Origin of the sequence: Streptomyces roseoverticillatus (genome assembly GCF_000719265.1) — a bacterium.
GTDB classification, from domain to species: Bacteria; Actinomycetota; Actinomycetes; order Streptomycetales; family Streptomycetaceae; genus Streptomyces; species Streptomyces roseoverticillatus.
The window spans coordinates 57,304-71,687 of the sequence record NZ_JOFL01000027.1 but is presented as its reverse complement, the minus strand read 5'-3'; the positions used below and the strand labels follow the sequence as shown (position 1 = coordinate 71,687).

General features: G+C 68.6%; 15 protein-coding genes and 1 pseudogene. 3 read left to right on the top strand and 13 right to left on the bottom strand.

The features are described 5' to 3' along the window. The 3 genes from IF61_RS0127240 to IF61_RS0127230 all read right to left on the bottom strand — a co-directional run. The coding region (locus tag IF61_RS0127240) for an ACT domain-containing protein (RefSeq protein WP_483855230.1) at nucleotides 1-279 on the bottom strand (279 nt) is incomplete at its 3' end. A 60-nt stretch (nucleotides 280-339) separates the two neighbouring features. Next, the gene (gene aspA / locus IF61_RS0127235) at nucleotides 340-1,776 is read right to left on the bottom strand and encodes an aspartate ammonia-lyase (protein ID WP_030369178.1); all 1,437 of its coding nucleotides are present in this window, start codon (nucleotides 1,774-1,776) and stop codon (nucleotides 340-342) included. Between the two features lie 48 nt (nucleotides 1,777-1,824). After that, the gene (locus IF61_RS0127230) at nucleotides 1,825-2,820 is read right to left on the bottom strand and encodes an asparaginase (protein WP_030369177.1); all 996 of its coding nucleotides are present in this window, start codon (nucleotides 2,818-2,820) and stop codon (nucleotides 1,825-1,827) included. Between the two features lie 140 nt (nucleotides 2,821-2,960). On the opposite strand from IF61_RS0127230, the gene IF61_RS0127225 reads away from it, so the two are divergent. After that, nucleotides 2,961-3,416, top strand: a complete 456-nt coding sequence (locus IF61_RS0127225; protein WP_030369176.1) for an Lrp/AsnC family transcriptional regulator — start codon at nucleotides 2,961-2,963, stop codon at nucleotides 3,414-3,416. An 83-nt stretch (nucleotides 3,417-3,499) separates the two neighbouring features. Here IF61_RS0127225 and IF61_RS0127220 read toward each other — a convergent pair whose 3' ends face one another. Further along, nucleotides 3,500-4,456 (bottom strand): NHL repeat-containing protein, encoded by a 957-nt coding sequence (locus tag IF61_RS0127220; RefSeq protein WP_157848690.1) that lies wholly within the window; start codon nucleotides 4,454-4,456, stop codon nucleotides 3,500-3,502. A gap of 216 nt (nucleotides 4,457-4,672) precedes the next feature. On the opposite strand from IF61_RS0127220, the gene IF61_RS0127215 reads away from it, so the two are divergent. After that, entirely contained in the window at nucleotides 4,673-5,182 is a 510-nt protein-coding gene (locus tag IF61_RS0127215) for a TOBE domain-containing protein (RefSeq protein ID WP_030369174.1), read from the top strand. 77 nt (nucleotides 5,183-5,259) lie between these two features. Continuing rightward, on the top strand, nucleotides 5,260-6,717 hold the full coding sequence (locus IF61_RS0127210; protein WP_030369173.1) for a flotillin family protein: 1,458 nt from the start codon (nucleotides 5,260-5,262) through the stop codon (nucleotides 6,715-6,717). Here the strand turns inward: IF61_RS0127210 and IF61_RS0127205 are convergent, their stop codons facing one another. The 9 genes and pseudogenes from IF61_RS0127205 to IF61_RS32795 form a co-directional block, all read right to left on the bottom strand. Then, nucleotides 6,718-7,785, bottom strand: coding sequence for a PucR family transcriptional regulator (locus IF61_RS0127205; protein WP_030369172.1), 1,068 nt, complete (start codon nucleotides 7,783-7,785; stop codon nucleotides 6,718-6,720). 56 nt (nucleotides 7,786-7,841) lie between these two features. Beyond that, on the bottom strand, nucleotides 7,842-8,012 hold the full coding sequence (locus tag IF61_RS36055) for a hypothetical protein (RefSeq protein ID WP_157848689.1): 171 nt from the start codon (nucleotides 8,010-8,012) through the stop codon (nucleotides 7,842-7,844). Beyond that, nucleotides 7,982-8,077 (bottom strand): annotated as a pseudogene (locus IF61_RS37795) (SMI1/KNR4 family protein); the annotation flags it as partial. The pseudogene IF61_RS37795 and the gene IF61_RS36055, both read right to left, overlap by 31 nt. A 66-nt stretch (nucleotides 8,078-8,143) precedes the next feature. Then, nucleotides 8,144-8,740, bottom strand: a complete 597-nt coding sequence (locus IF61_RS0127195; protein ID WP_030369171.1) for an HD domain-containing protein — start codon at nucleotides 8,738-8,740, stop codon at nucleotides 8,144-8,146. A gap of 187 nt (nucleotides 8,741-8,927) precedes the next feature. After that, nucleotides 8,928-9,698: an SDR family oxidoreductase gene (locus IF61_RS0127190; RefSeq protein ID WP_030369170.1), complete on the bottom strand. Its 771-nt coding sequence runs from the start codon at nucleotides 9,696-9,698 to the stop codon at nucleotides 8,928-8,930. After that, nucleotides 9,691-10,896 carry an MFS transporter gene (locus IF61_RS0127185; protein WP_030369169.1) on the bottom strand — a complete coding sequence of 402 codons (1,206 nt, stop codon included), beginning with the start codon at nucleotides 10,894-10,896 and terminating at the stop codon, nucleotides 9,691-9,693. The genes IF61_RS0127190 and IF61_RS0127185 overlap by 8 nt, the downstream gene beginning before the upstream one ends. A gap of 62 nt (nucleotides 10,897-10,958) precedes the next feature. After that, entirely contained in the window at nucleotides 10,959-12,659 is a 1,701-nt protein-coding gene (locus IF61_RS0127180) for a thiamine pyrophosphate-binding protein (protein WP_078660533.1), read from the bottom strand. Next, complete coding sequence (locus IF61_RS0127175) at nucleotides 12,659-13,480, bottom strand: phytanoyl-CoA dioxygenase family protein (RefSeq protein WP_030369167.1); 822 nt, start codon at nucleotides 13,478-13,480, stop codon at nucleotides 12,659-12,661. Before IF61_RS0127175 ends, IF61_RS0127180 begins: the two co-directional genes overlap by 1 nt. Nucleotides 13,481-13,507: 27 nt before the next feature. Continuing rightward, nucleotides 13,508-14,380 carry a fumarylacetoacetate hydrolase family protein gene (locus IF61_RS32795; RefSeq protein ID WP_052393093.1) on the bottom strand — a complete coding sequence of 291 codons (873 nt, stop codon included), beginning with the start codon at nucleotides 14,378-14,380 and terminating at the stop codon, nucleotides 13,508-13,510. Between the last annotated feature and the right edge of the window lie 4 nt (nucleotides 14,381-14,384).

Below are 14,384 nucleotides of genomic sequence, written 5' to 3'. Positions count from 1 at the left end.
ACCGAGGTGCATCAGGAACGTACGGTCCGAAACCTTGCCCAGCACCACGCCCTCGATGCCGCGGAGGTTCTCCACGATCTCATCGGCGTGCTCGGTGGACGCCGTCGCCATGGTGACGTCGATCCGGAGCTTCTCGTGGCCGGACGCGGTCACGTCCAGACCCGTCACGGAACCACCCGAGCTTTCCACCGTCGTGGTCAGCTCGCTGACCGAGGTCCCGCTCGCGGGGACCTCCAGCCGGACCGTCATCGAGTACGAGACGCTTGGCGCCGTTGCCATGGGGTTACTTCTTCTTTCTCGGGTCGTGCTCGGGTCGTGCGGGGTCGTGCGGGGACTGTCTCAGGCGCGGACGGTCGTGGCCGCGCGCGTGTGGGGGCGGGCGAGGTTGTCCGGGTGGAGGATCTCCTGGAGCTGCTCCTCGGTGAGCAGGCCCTTGGCCAGGACGAGCTCGTGCACCGCGGCGCCCGTGGTGAGCGCCTCCTGCGCGACGGCGGTGGCCTGCTCGTAGCCGATGTACGGGTTGAGCGCGGTGGCCAGGCCGATGGACTGGCCGACGAGGCGGGCCAGGTGCTCGCGGTTCGCGGTGATGCCGGTGACGCAGCGCTCGGCCAGGGTCAGGCAGCCGGCCCGGAGGTGGGTGAGGCTCTTGAGGAGGCTGTGGGCGATGACCGGCTCGAAGGCGTTGAGCTGGAGCTGGCCGCCCTCGGCGGCGAACGTGACCGTGACGTCGTTGCCGATGACCTCGAAGGCGATCTGGTTGACGACCTCGGGGATCACCGGGTTCACCTTGCCGGGCATGATGCTCGAACCCGCCTGGACGGGCGGCAGGTTGATCTCGGCGAGGCCGGCGCGCGGGCCGCAGGAGAGCAGGCGCAGGTCGTTGCACGTCTTGGAGAGCTTGACGGCGATCCGCTTCAGCACGCCGGAGAGCTGGACGAACGCGCCCATGTCCTGCGTGGCCTCCACCAGGTCGCCGGCGACGGTGACCGGGACGCCGGTGACCGTGCCGAGGTGGCGGCAGGCGAGCTCCGGGTACTCGGGGTGGGCGTTGAGCCCGGTGCCGATGGCGGTGCCGCCGAGGTTGATCTCGCGCAGCAGTGCGCACGCCTCGGCCAGGCGGGCCCGGTCCTCCTCCAGCATGACGGCGTAGGCGGCGAACTCCTGGCCCAGGGTCATGGGCACGGCGTCCTGCAGCTGGGTGCGGCCCATCTTCAGGACGTCCGCGAACTCCTCCGCCTTGGCGGCGAAGGCCTCGCGCAGCACGTCCATGGCCTCCAGCAGGCGGGCGGCGGCGAGCTGCAGCGAGAGGCGGACCGCGGTCGGGTAGACGTCGTTGGTGCTCTGCCCGGCGTTGACGTCCTCCAGCGGGTGCAGGTGCTTGTACTCGCCCTTGGCGTGGCCGAGGAGCTCCAGCGCGCGGTTCGCGATGACCTCGTTGGCGTTCATGTTGCTGGAGGTGCCGGCGCCGCCCTGGATGACGTCGACGACGAAGTGGTCGTGCCACTGCCCGGCCCGGATCTCCTCGCAGGCCTGCACGATCGCCTCCACCTTGCGGCCGTCGAGCAGGCCCAGGTCGCGGTTGGCGAGGGCAGCGGCCTGCTTGACGGAGGCGAGGGCGGTGACGAGGTCGGGGTAGGCGGAGATGGGCGTCCCGGTGATGGGGAAGTTCTCCACGGCGCGCAGGGTGTGGACGCCGTAGTACGCGGCGGCGGGGACGTCGCGGTCGCCGAGGAGGTCGTGCTCGGTGCGGGAGGGGCCGGTGACGGGGGCCGACATGGGGGGATCCGATCGGGTGCGGTGCGGGGGAGGAGTGGGGGGGGATGCTCAGGCGGCGGCCGGGGTGCCGATCAGTTTGCGCAGCGCGTGCGTCCGCTCGTCCGTGTCCGCGGCGGTGAGCGCGGCGCTGAGGACGGCGATACGGGCCTGACCGGCGCGGAGCGTGCCGGTCAGGACGGCGCCGGCGGCGGCGAGGTCCACGGCGCCGCCCTGGGTGTAGATCTCGGCGACCGGGCCGGACGGGACGCGGGTGGTGAGGGCGACGAGTACGCCTCGGGCGACGGCCGCCTCGACGGCGGCGACGACCTCGGGGGTCGCGTTGCCCGCGCCCGTCGCGACGAGGACGATGCCCTGGGCGCCCGCCGCGACGGCGGCGTCGAACAGCAGCGGGTCCGCGTCGCAGTGGTGCATGACCATGTCGACGCGGGGGAGGTCCTCGCGGGTGGCCGGCAGAGGAAGCGCCGCCGGGCGCTCGGGACGCCCGTGGACGAGAATGCGGCTGTCCTTGGCGTCCGCGACGGGGCTGCCGGAGGGGTCGGCGAACGCGTCGGCTGCCAGGGTCTGCACCTTGATCGTGCCGCGGGCGGCGTGTATCCGCCCGTCGAAGGCGACCAGGACGCCGTGGCCGCGCAGCGCGGCCGAGCCCGCCGCCAGCAGCGCGTCGTGGAGGTTGCGCGGGCCGTCGCCGTCGGCGGCCTCCAGCGGGAGCTGGGCGCCGGTGAAGACGACCGGGCGGGGGTCGTCGTGGTGGAGGTCGAGCAGGAAGGCCGACTCCTCCAGGGTGTCCGTGCCGTGCGTGACCACGATGCCGTCGACGGCGGGGTCGGCCAGCACCTCGTGCACGGTCCGCAGCAGGGCGAGCTGGTCGCGCGTGGTCAGGCGGGCGCTGTTCACGCTCATCAGGTCGACGACCCGCACGGAGACGCCCTCGGGCACGGCGGCCGTGGCCAGGACGTCCCCGCCCCGTGCGTCGGCGGCGAAGCCGGAACCCTGCCAGCGGCTGGCGATCGTTCCGCCGGTGCTGATGACGACGACCTGTCCCACGTGTGCCCGCCCTTCTCAAGATCAGTACGGCCGTCCACGGAGGCGTGTCGGCCAGGCAGGGGAACAATAGGACGAATCGCGCGCAATTGGATCGCTGAAATGAGCCGTACCGGCCGATAAGTGTGGTGGATAATTGCGTGGTGGACAGCATCGACAGAAATATCTTGCGTGAGCTCCAGGCCGACGGCCGCCTGACCATCCAGGAGCTCGCCCATCGCGTCGGCCTGACACCCTCCCCGTGCATGCGCCGCGTGCGGCAGCTGGAGCAGGACGGAGTGATCCAGGGCTACCGGGCGGTCATCGACCCCGAGGCCGTCGGCCGGAGCTTCGAGGTCCTCGTCTCCATCGAGGTCAAGCGCGACCGCGAGGCGGTGGAGGCGTTCGAGGCGGCCCTCCAGGACATCCCCGACGTCGTGGAGGCCTATCGCCTCTTCGGCAGCCCCGGCTGCCTGCTCCGCATCGCGGTCGCGGACCTCGCCGCGTACGAGCGGCTGTGGATCGAGCGGCTCACCACGCTGTCGGGCATCACCGAGGTGAACTCGCAGATCATCATGAAGCGAGTGAAGGAGCCGAAGGGGCTCCCGGTCGGGCCCTGAGCCGGGTTACGGGGAGAGTCCGCGAGCTCGGGGAGAGCCTGCGAGCTCCTCCCCGGCTCTCAGCCGACCGTCACCCGCGGTTCTCAGCCGACCGTCACCCGTACGATCCGGCCCGACGCCTCGACGACGAACAGCGTGTGCCCGGTGTCGTGGGCGCCGAAGCCGCGCGGGATCCGGACGCTCGTGGGCATGCGGAGGCCGGTCACCAGGGTGCAGGAACGGCCGGTGGCGGGGTCGACCCGGATGAGTTCGCCGTCGCGGAAGGACGCGACGACCAGGCTGCCGTTGAACGCGGTGAGGTCGTCGAGGAACTTGCCGTCGAGCAGGTTCGAGCTGAGGCGGGTGACCGTGGTGTGGCGCGCCGGGTCCTCGAGGGGGATCCGGACGATCCGGGACGAGGCGTCGATGAGGACGCTCGCGTACAGCTGGTCGCCGACGATCTCCAGGCCGTTGGTGCCGAAGACGTTCGCGCCGCGCGTCCACTCCTCGTCCTTCGTCCCGTCGGGGCGGATCTTGAGGACGCCCGTGGCCAGCTCGCGGCTGACGTAGAGGTTGCCCTCCGTGTCGACGGCCAGGCCGTTGATCCCGGACAGGCCGTCCACGACCTTCTCCGGCTTCGGCGCGGCGGCGGTGGGGTCGAAGCGCACGATACCGCCGTGCGGCGTCAGCGGGTTGACGCCGTAGTTGACGTACATCATCCCGTCCGGGCCGCGCCGGATGCCGCCGGGCCCGCTCAGCGGGAAGCTCGCCCGGAGCGTGCCGTCGGGGGCGTACCCCTCGACCCGGTGCTGGGTGATGTGCGAGACCCAGAGCGTGCCCCGGCCGTCGAACTCCAGGTTCTCCCGCCAGTCGAGCAGCGGTATGCCGCCCTTGTGGAAGACCGACACGCTCGTCCGCTCCCCGCACGCCTCAAGGCGCTCGGGGGCCTGCGCACCGGCCGCCGCCGCGGGTATCGCGGTGCCGCCGACCGCGAGCGCGGCCGTCAGGCCTGCCGCGAAGAGCGTTCTGCGGATGCGCCTCATCACTGTCACCATCGCCATCGCCGTCATCTCCCTGGTCAACTCATGGCACTCGTAGGCCATTTGACCGGGAGTCTAGAGAACCTGATCAGCGACTTTCCCTAGTGATCGCAGCTGCAGGGAGGGGGGCGTTAAAAAGCCGTAAAGATTGCCGGAACCAGGCAATGTGCGCCGCCTCCGTCTGCTGACACGATGCCGTCGTCCAGCGAGGTTGTCGGTCAGGCGTGCGAGGTGCTCATGGGCTTGTTTCTCGGTCTCGGCATCGGGGGGATCGCGCTCCTGGTCCTCTCCCTGGTGTTCGACGGGGTGCTGGAGAGTGCGCTCGACGGTGCCCTGAGCGGACTGTTCGACGGGTGGCTGTCGCTCCCGGTGATCGCGGGCTTCGTCTCGATGCTCGGCTTCACGGGGGCGATCGTGCTCGGGTCCACCGGGCTCGGCGCGGGAGCGGCGGCCGCCGCGGGAGCCGCCGCGGGCACGGGCGCCGGCTGGCTGACGTACCGGTTCAGCCGGGCCCTCGCGCGCGGCGGCAGCCCCTCCGCCCCCACGAAGGACGACCTCGTCGGGGTCGCCGGCACCGTGGTGACCGCCGTTCCGGCCGGCGGATACGGCGAGGTCCTCCTCCGCCTGGCCGGCCAGCCGGTCAAGTTCGCTGCCAGGGCGGACGGGCCGCTGGCCCGGGGCGCCGAGGTGTGGGTGACCGCCGCCCCGTCGTCCACGTCGGTGACCGTGCGCGCGGTCGAGCGCTGAGCGCGCCGCCGGGACCGTTCTTTTCGTCATGCCAGTACGACCTGCCGTCCCCCGGGAGGCAGGAGAGGAGATTCTCCATGAGCCCAGTCGTCACCGCGGTCGTAGGAGTGGTGGTGCTCCTCGTCCTCCTCGCACTGGTCGTCGTCACCCGCTACAAGGTCGCCGGCCCCAGCGAGGCGTTCATCATCACCGGCCGGCGCGGGAAGAAGTCCACGGACCCGCAGACCGGACAGGTGTTCACCGACAACAGCGGCCAGAAGGTCGTGGTCGGCGGAGGCGTGTTCGTCGTCCCGTTCGTCCAGCAGCGCTACGTGCTCGACCTCTCCAGCCGCCACATCCCCGTCGCCGTCCGCGGCGCGGTGACCCTGCGCGGCATCAAGGCCCACCTGGAAGGCGTCGCGATCGTCAAGGTCGGCGGCACCGAGGACGCCATCCGCGCCGCGGCGCAGCGCTTCCTCCAGCAGCAGGGCGGCATCGTCGGCTTCACCCAGGAAGTGCTCTCCGGCGCCCTGCGGTCCATCGTCGGCCGCATGTCCGTGGAGGACATCATCCGCGACCGCGCCGCGTTCGCCGGGCAGGTCGCCGAGGAGGCCGAGGCCAGCCTGTCCGGGCAGGGCCTCGTCCTCGACGCCTTCCAGATCCAGGACATCACCACCGAGGGCAGCTACCTGGAGGACCTCGGCCGGCCCGAAGCCGCCCGCGCCATGCAAGAGGCCGACATCGCCGAGGCCAACGCCCGCCAGGCGGCCGAACAGGCGCGGCTGAAGGCCGAGGAGGAGATCGCGGTCGCGCAGCGGACCCTGTACCTGCGGCAGGCGGAGATCAAGGCCGAGACCGACGCGGCCGCGGCCCAGGCCAACGCCGCCGGCCCGCTGGCCGAGGCCGACCGCCAGCAGCAGATCCTCGTCGAGCAGGAGAAGGTCGCCGAGCGCCAGGCGGCCCTGACCGACCGCCAGCTCGACACGCAGGTCCGCAAGCCCGCCGACGCCAAGCGGTACGAGGCGGAGCAGGAGGCGGAAGCCAAGCGCGTCGCCCGGGTCAAGCAGGCGGAGGCCGAGCGGCTGGCGGCGATCGCCGCGGCCGAGGCCGTCGCCGTCGAGGGCGCCAAGCAGGGCGAGGCTGAGCGCGCCCGGCGCGTGGCCATCGCGGACGCCGTCCGCCAGGAGGGCGAGGCGGAGGCCGCGGCCATCGCCGCCAAGGGCACCGCCGAGGCCGAGGCGATGAACAAGAAGGCCGACGCCTTCGAGCGCTACGGCGACGCCGCCGTCCTGCAGATGCTCGTCGAGGTGCTGCCCCAGGTCGTCGGCAAGGCGGCCGAACCGCTCGGCGCCATCGACAAGCTGACCGTCATCTCCACCGACGGCGCCGGCAAGCTGCCCCGCACCGTCGCCGACAACGTCGCCCAGGGCATGGAGCTCATCGGCTCCACCACCGGCGTCGACCTCACCCGGCTCCTGAAGGGTCTGACCGCCGACCAGCCCGCACGGGACGCCGGAGCGGCCCCGTCGAACGGCAGGATCCCGGTCACCGACTAGTCAGGACCGCGCCGGCCAGTCCAGGAGCCGGGCCCCGATCACGGCGGTCTGCAGCGTGTAGCGCTGCGCGGGGTCGGCCGGGTCGCAGCCGGTCAGGACGTGGATGCGCCGCAGCCGGTACGTCAGGGCCCGCACGCTGAGCGACAGCGTGCGGGCCGCCTCCGCCGACACGCACCCCGCGTCGAAGTAGGCGGTCAGCGTCTCCAGCAGCGGCACCGCCCCGCCGCGCGCCTGGCGCAACGGCCCCAGCGTCGTGTGCACCAGATCCGCCAGCGCCTGCCGGTCCCGGGCCAGCACCGGGAAGACCAGCAGGTCGGAAGCCTTCAGCACGGGCTCGTTGAAGCCCATCCGCGCGGCGAGCTCCAGGGTCGAGAGGGCCTCCTCGTAGGAGTGCGCGACGCCTCCGCCGCCGCCCTTGGCCCTGCCGACGGCTATTCGCCCGCCCGCACTGATCGCCGCGTACGCCTGCTTGGCGAAGTACGTCAGCACGTCGGTCTGGTCGCCGGGGGCGACGCAGATGATCCGGCCGTCCTTGGTGGTGATGAGGATGTTCCGGCTGCCGAACCGGCCGACGAGGGACGCGCCCACCTGCCGGGTCACCGCGTGGAAGTCGTCGTACGGCTCCGCCCCCTCGGCCACGGCCACCGCGTACGCGTGGGAGAGCAGCAGCCCGAACCGCTCGGCCCGCTCCGCCAGCCGCCCGAGGTGACTCCGGCCGTGCAGCAGGTCGTCGACGAACTCCCGCCGGTCCGCCTCCTCCTGGCGCGCGGCCAGCCGCTGAGCCCGCTCGTACCCCTCCGCGAACGCGTCGATCGCCAGCTCCGCCGCACCGAGCACACGATCCACATCCGCCGGGGAGGCGCGCCCCGCGGGCCAGTGCCGCCGCGTGGCCGCGAGGTGGGCCGCCACACAGGAACGCAGCGACAGCCCGGCCTCCGCCGCCTGCTCACCACTCGCCCGCCGGGCCCCGACCTGTGCCCGGTCCGGCCGCCGGCCCGTACCGGCCGCATCGGTCAGGATCTTCTCGTACCCGTCCAGGAACGACTCCGGCCCCGTCCTCGCTTCCACGCGTGATCTCCCCTAAGACGTCCTTTTGCCTCCCATTTACGCACAGGGGCCGGCTGTCACTCCCAGCGCACGACCACGTACGTCTCGCCGGGCCCCGGCGGCCGTGTCCACGACCGGGTCGTGAACCGGTGCAGACGGCAGTCCTGCGAGGTCAGGGCGGAGCGCGGCAGCGAGACGCCGAACTCGGCGGTGACCGGAACGCCCGGTACGACGGCGGGAGCCGGCAACCGAGGCGCTCCTCCAGCGCCTCGATCCGCGCGCCGGAGGCGGGGGCGAAACCCAGCCACCGGGCGTTGAAGGTCGTGTCAGCCATGACCGCGATGGTCGCACCCACCACTGACAACGCCCCGTGGCGCCGCTAGGTCAGGGCGTGACCGTAGTCGGCCGCCAGACCGGTCAGTTCCGGATCGCCGAAGGTCTTGCGCAGACCGGTGAACGTCTCGGCCTTGTCCTGGCCGAAGCGCCGGACGTGGGCGGCGTACGTGTCGGCGGCGACGAAGCGCGGGGGCGAGGTCTTGCTGTGGAACTTGTCCGCGTACATCACGAGCTTCTCCTCCTGCGTGACCGCCAGGTAGTCCGCGGCGGGCAGGGGAAGCCGACGCCGCAGCACGTCGTGCCGGGTCAGGCCCATGCCCACGTGGCAGGAGCAGAACCGGCAGATCTCCTCGGGCAGCCCCTCGGCCCTCAGGAGTTCGTGCCCCAGCACCCCGTGCCGGACGTAGCCGGTGAGGTCGGCCCTTCCCGTGTCGTCGTAGAGGCGGTAGACGCCGATGTCGTGCAGGAGACAGCCGGCGCGCACCAGGTCGCGGTCGATGCCGTCGGGGGACGCGTCCAGGATCCGTTCGGCGACCCTCCAGACGATCTCGCAGTGGGTGCGGACCAGTTCCAGCGCCTCGGGGGATGGTGCGTGCCGCTCGTGCAGGGCGCGGATGTCTTCCGTGGACGGGATCCTCATCCCGCCAGGGTAGCCACGCAGGGTGCCGGCTCAGCGGTCACGGATCGACCGAAAGGCCCCTTCCGGGGGCTCGTGGAGGTGAAGGGCGCTGACGGCGCGTTCGGTGGGAGGCCGGGCGCGGGCGCGGGCCGCGGGCGCTGACACCGGTCCGTCGCCGGTCGGCCGGCGACGGACCGGGAGCGAGACGTCACAAAGCGGCTGTCATTCCGCCGTCGCAGCGGAAAGCGGAACCGGTGAGGTAACCCGCTCGATCCGAACACAAGAAGGCCGCCAGCTCACCTATCTCCTCCGGTGTGCCGTATCTGCCGACCGGGATGAGGCTCTCCGCGCCCTCGCGGACCTGATCGGCGGTGACACCCCGGTCACGTGCCCGCACCGCATCGACTGCCTGCACTCGCGGGGTGTCGATACGGCCGGGAATAACCGAATTCACGGTGATCCCGTCCGGGGCTAGCGCGTTCGCCAGCAGTTTCATGTACGAATTCACCGCGGAGCGCACCACGGACGAAACGGCAAGCTCATGGATGGGCACGATCACTGAACTCGAAGAGACGTACAGCAGCCTGCCCCACTGCTTCTTCTTCATGCTGCCGACGACCGAGTCGACAACCTGCTGCAGTGACAGGAACATCGAGCTGTACGCCTGCGAAAAGTCATCCGCCGTCACGGTGTCGACCTTGCCGGGCCGGTACCCCGGACCGTTGAGCACGGCGATGTCGAAATCTTTCCCGTGCCGCCGCAGCGCGTCCGCGATTCCTTCCGGGCGGGAAAGGTCGAGACCGATCCCGGAAACGCTCACCGCGCCGGCCGGAACCGTGATGGTCGCCGCTGTCCGGTCGGCCTTTCCTTGGTCGCGGCTCGCAATGGTGACGGTCGCCCCGTGTGCGGCGAGACTCCGCGCGATCCCCAGGCCGATGCCCGATGTCCCGCCCAGCACCAGGGCCGTCGTATTACGCACTGACCTTTTCCTTTCGGTTGGCGGCGGTTGTGAACATGTAAAGCGCCAGGAGCGCCACCGCGAACCCGATGAATATCAGGACAATAGCGGTGAACCCGGTGATGACGACGCTGTCGAACACCAGCAGCAACAGGCCGGTGAAGAACATCTTGATGGCACCCTGTACCGCGCTGGCCGCGCCGCGGGCCGTCTCCACCGTGGTCATGCTCAGGGTCAGGGTCAGCGGAGCGATCATGCCGGAGATGAAGCCCAGTGCAACCGAGAACAGACCGATCTTCACCAGACTGCTGTCCAGGTCCGAGAATGCCGAGACCACGAATACCACCAGGTATGCCACGAGGCCTCGGATGTAGGTGTCCGTCGGCGACCAGCTGATCCAGCTGTTGCAGAACGAGCCGCAGATGATGGACACGGCATACAGGATGTAGAACAGGCTGTTGCCCACCGGGCTGACGCCCAGGGCATCGAACGCGAAGGGTGCCGTCGCGTAGAACGCGATGGTGAAGGAGAAGATCAGCGCGGAAGCAATGCTGTACGACGTGAAGTTGACGTTCTTGAGAACGGTCGTATAGGCCTGCACCTTGCCCGTCCGCCCCTGATTGCGCGCTGATGCCGGATGGGTCTCCGGCATCAGCGAAGCAATCATGATCAGCCCGGCGACGACCGCTACGGCAAAGAGCAGGAACTGAACGTGCCAGCCGAAGTGGACACCGATGAAGCTGCCGATCAGGGGAGCGATGGCCGGCGACAGCTGACTTGCCATCGAGAAGTAGGAAAACGCCTTACGCAGCTTTCCGGGCTCTTGCAGTGTGTCGACGATCAGCGCCCGGGATATCACGGTGCACGAGGCAGTGCCCAGCGCAGTGAGCACGCGGGAGATGTCCAGCGCGACGATGCTGTGGGCGGTGTATCCCACGAACAGACCCACCGCCGCGACACCGAGTCCTGTCGCCAGGGCTATCTTGCGGCCCTTGGCATCAGAGAAACTGCCGTAGAAGAACTGGGCCAGACCAAGAACGATCATGTAGAACACGATGAGGTTCTTCATGGTGCCCTGGCCGACATCCAAGTCCTTCTGGATGGTCGGGAGAGATGGGTTGAAAAAATCTACTGCCATCAAGCCGATGACAACACTGAAAAAAGCGAAGAAGAGTACGCGCACTTCGTTGCTCGTAAACTTCGACTTCGCACCAGACATCTCCGCCGCCTACCTCGTTGTTTGTGCTGTGTGCATCTCAGATCCGTGTCGGCCGGGCCGTACTATGCATTGCTCCCGGTCCTCGACCGGGTGAAGGACTTCAGGTTCTCCCGGTACGACTGTGCCGGGGTGCCGGCATCGCGGTCGACGATGACGTGCAGGACATGGACACCGTCGCTGTCCTTGATCTTCTCCGCCACGGCTTCCAGCTCGTCGACCGACGTCACCCGGAAGCCCTCCGCCCCGACGGACTCGGCGAACTTCACCCAGTCGTGATCCGGCAGAACGCTCAACTCCGGCAGGTTCTGCCTGTTGTTCATGCGCGTTGCGCCGTAGCTCGCGTTGTCGAAGATCGCGAAGATGATGTTCCGGCGGTACCGGACGGCGGTCTGGATCTCTATGCCGTTCATCAGGGCGCAGCCGTCACCCGAGATGACGAGACCGGGCTCTTCCCGGGCGAACGACACACCGATACCGGCACCGAAGGCCCAGCCCATCACACCCATGTTGGTGCTGGAGTAGAAGCCGGCGTCGATGTGCGTCGTCCAGTAGTGCGTGGCGAAGGACCGGTGGTTGCCCATGTCCGCAACGCACCAGCGGTCGTTCAGCCACTTGTTCAGGGACACCACCGCACGCGCGGGATGCATGGTGTCGGTGTCCTCGGGAATGCTCTCCCATAGCGGCGTGCGCTCGGCGCGTTCCCGCAGTGCCGCGTTCTCGGTGAACACCTGGTCGGCCAACGAGGCCTCCCACCGTTCCAGGAACAGCAGCTCGTCGCACAGCAGCGTCCGGGAGCCCGGAGCGAAGTTGCCGATGTCCTCGACCGAAGAAGTCACCTCAATGACGTTCTGTGCACTGGAGAGACGGGCGTCGTAGGCGCTGGTGTTGAACTGCGTGGGACGGCAACCCAGGAGCAGCACTGTTTCGGGGGTCTGCTGCGTGAAGAGTTCGGTCGCCCGCAGGTTGGCCGAGTACCCGAACACGCCGACACTGTTCGGGTGGCTCTCGGTGAAGGCTCCCTTGGCGTCCACAGTGGAGCCGACAAGGATGTCGTGGGATTCGGACAGCCGGGTCAGCAGGGTCCGCACATCCCGCTTGTTGGCATGCGAGCCCACCAGTACGGAGACACTCGCCGACGCGTTGATCGTAGCGAGCACGCGGTCGAGGTCCTGCTCGTCGCACATCGTGCGCGAGGTCGACAACGAGCGTGTGCTGACAGCGGATTCACTGCTGTCCGCGGCCAGCACATCCGCGGCGTAGGACAGGTACACAGGGCGCGTCGGGCATTCGACGAGCTTCTTCAGAGTGCGGTTCCAGTACCGGATCGGGTGCTCATCGCTTCGCACCTGCAGTGACGAGCTCGTTACCGGTTCCAGCACTGCCGCCATATCGATACCCGTCGGCGTCACGTCCTGCAGCGCGTCATGGGCGTCGAAACCCCTGGGGATGTGTCCCGACAGCAGGATGACGGGCGATCGGTCCGCACTCGCATTGATCAGTATCCCGACGCTGTTGGCCACACCCGGGCCGTCCAGCGCCATCACCACGCCGGGCCGCTCCGCGGCTCGGGCGTAACCGTCGGCCATGGCCGTCGCACCGCCTTCGTTGGCGGCGATCACGGGTGCAATCCGGGGATTGCCGTCGCGGTCGGCATCGCGGTAGTTCGACATGAATGCGTTGATCATCTTCCCCGGGACCATGAAGAATGTCGAAACACCCTCGTCCCAGAGGGAATCCAGGATCACACGTGCTACGTTCGGCATCAGTGAGAATCCTCTTCCACGATGTCGGACAGACCGCGGTACCCGAGACCGTCGGAGAAGACGGGCTTGCCGCAGGACTCCTCGATCAGTTCACGGGTGACGTTGGGGAGGTCGGCGAAGAAGTTGCTCGCCTTGTGGTTGGTGTAGTCCGAGATGTGCAGCTTCTTCGTCAGCCGGGCGCGCAGATACTTCAGGTAGTCCTGGGTGACAGCGTTACCGACGGAGAGTGTCCACTGCAGGGCGAGGCGTGCCACATCGGACTCGATCTGCGGGTGGGTCCCGCGGTGCACGGCGCGGTAATCGAAGATCACCAGGTCGCCCGCCTTGCTCGGGATTGTGTTTTCCGGCGTGTATTCGTGATTGCTGACGATTTCCTCGCGCTCTTCCCGGGAGCGCAGGGGGCTCGACTGGACGATGTCCATGCCCCCGCCGTGGACGGTGTCATTGTCCTGGAGGAAAATGTTGAACATCAGGATCGCGGGGAAATCGCCGGGCTTGTTGACGGGCTTCGACAACATGCGGTCATCGATGTGCCAACCGATGAGCAGGGCCTTCCGGACGGTGAAGTTCGGGTACAGCAGCAGCGAGCCGACCTTGTTGCTGAGCTCGGCCACCATGTCGTCGAACTTCTCGGAGAAGAGAGCGTTCTTCAGCTCGGAGCTCTCCAGGAAGAGGCTCGGCGGCATGGTGCCGTCACCGCGCGAAAGAATATCCTCCGACACCGTGCGCAGGCGCTGCACGGTCTCCGGATCGAGGTAGTTCTCGATCACGCAGTAACCCTGTTCGGCGAGGGTGTCGAAGTGCTTGGCCTCGAATACCATTCTCAGTCCTCACTCGATTTTCTACGATTAGGCTGCTTCGACGGGGTGTTCCAGTACGCCTACGCCGGAGACCTCTGCGCGAACGGTGTCGCCGGGGGAAATCACCGCGGCTCCGGGAGTTCCGGTCGAGATCACGGTGCCGGCCGGGAGCGTGCGGCCGGCCGAGAAGTACTCGATCAGCCGGCCGATGCTGTACTTCATGTTGCTGACGGTGTTGCTCGCGACGATCTCGTCGTTCCGGTATGTGGTGATGCGGATGTCCTTGAGGTCCTCGAACTGCTCCTGGTCCCGCAGAATCAAGGACGGGCCGATGCTCGCGAAGGTGTCGAAGCCCTTGCTCCACGCGATGTACCGGAGGTTCTGCCGGAGGGCGCCCTCATCCGTCATGTCGAGGCTGGTGGTAAACCCGAGAATGTAGTCGAACGCGTCCTCGGCGGATACGTTCTTGCAGGTCTTCCCCAGCACGACTCCCAGCTCCGCCTCGGCGGTGACGCGGGAGGACTGCCGCGGAATCTTGATGGCGTCGCCATTGGCGATCACACAGGTGTAAGGGCGGTTGTATGAGCCCGGAAAATCGTCCTGGGTGGCTTCCAGGTCCTTCGCGTGAGCCAGGAAGTTGAGCCCCGCGCCCCAGATCTGAGGTATGGACGACAGCATCAGGGAGTCCCCGAGGGAGACCTGTCCGAGGTCCATGCCGTCATGGCCGGCGGCGCGGTGCTCGCGGAACTTGCCGACCAGGAGGGGCATCTTCTCCGTCGAGATGAGCTGGGCGAGGTCGATCGGCAACGGCTCGTTCAGCGTGCTCGCCAGTCGGCGGACAGAGGCCTTGTAGCCGTCGTGATCCTCAAGGACGACGTCCTGCTGCTGATCAACGACGTACGGGTAGACCTTCACGTTCACTTGA

Coding starts and splice junctions, on each gene's coding strand:
- aspA (WP_030369178.1), bottom strand. CDS start 1,776: ATGTCGGCCCCCGTCACCGGCCCCTCCCGCACCGAGCACGACCTCCTC.
- IF61_RS0127220 (WP_157848690.1), bottom strand. CDS start 4,456: ATGGCGATGGTGACAGTGATGAGGCGCATCCGCAGAACGCTCTTCGCG.
- IF61_RS0127215 (WP_030369174.1), top strand. CDS start 4,673: ATGGGCTTGTTTCTCGGTCTCGGCATCGGGGGGATCGCGCTCCTGGTC.
- IF61_RS0127210 (WP_030369173.1), top strand. CDS start 5,260: ATGAGCCCAGTCGTCACCGCGGTCGTAGGAGTGGTGGTGCTCCTCGTC.
- IF61_RS0127195 (WP_030369171.1), bottom strand. CDS start 8,740: ATGAGGATCCCGTCCACGGAAGACATCCGCGCCCTGCACGAGCGGCAC.
- IF61_RS0127185 (WP_030369169.1), bottom strand. CDS start 10,896: ATGTCTGGTGCGAAGTCGAAGTTTACGAGCAACGAAGTGCGCGTACTC.
- IF61_RS0127180 (WP_078660533.1), bottom strand. CDS start 12,659: ATGCCGAACGTAGCACGTGTGATCCTGGATTCCCTCTGGGACGAGGGT.
- IF61_RS0127175 (WP_030369167.1), bottom strand. CDS start 13,480: ATGGTATTCGAGGCCAAGCACTTCGACACCCTCGCCGAACAGGGTTAC.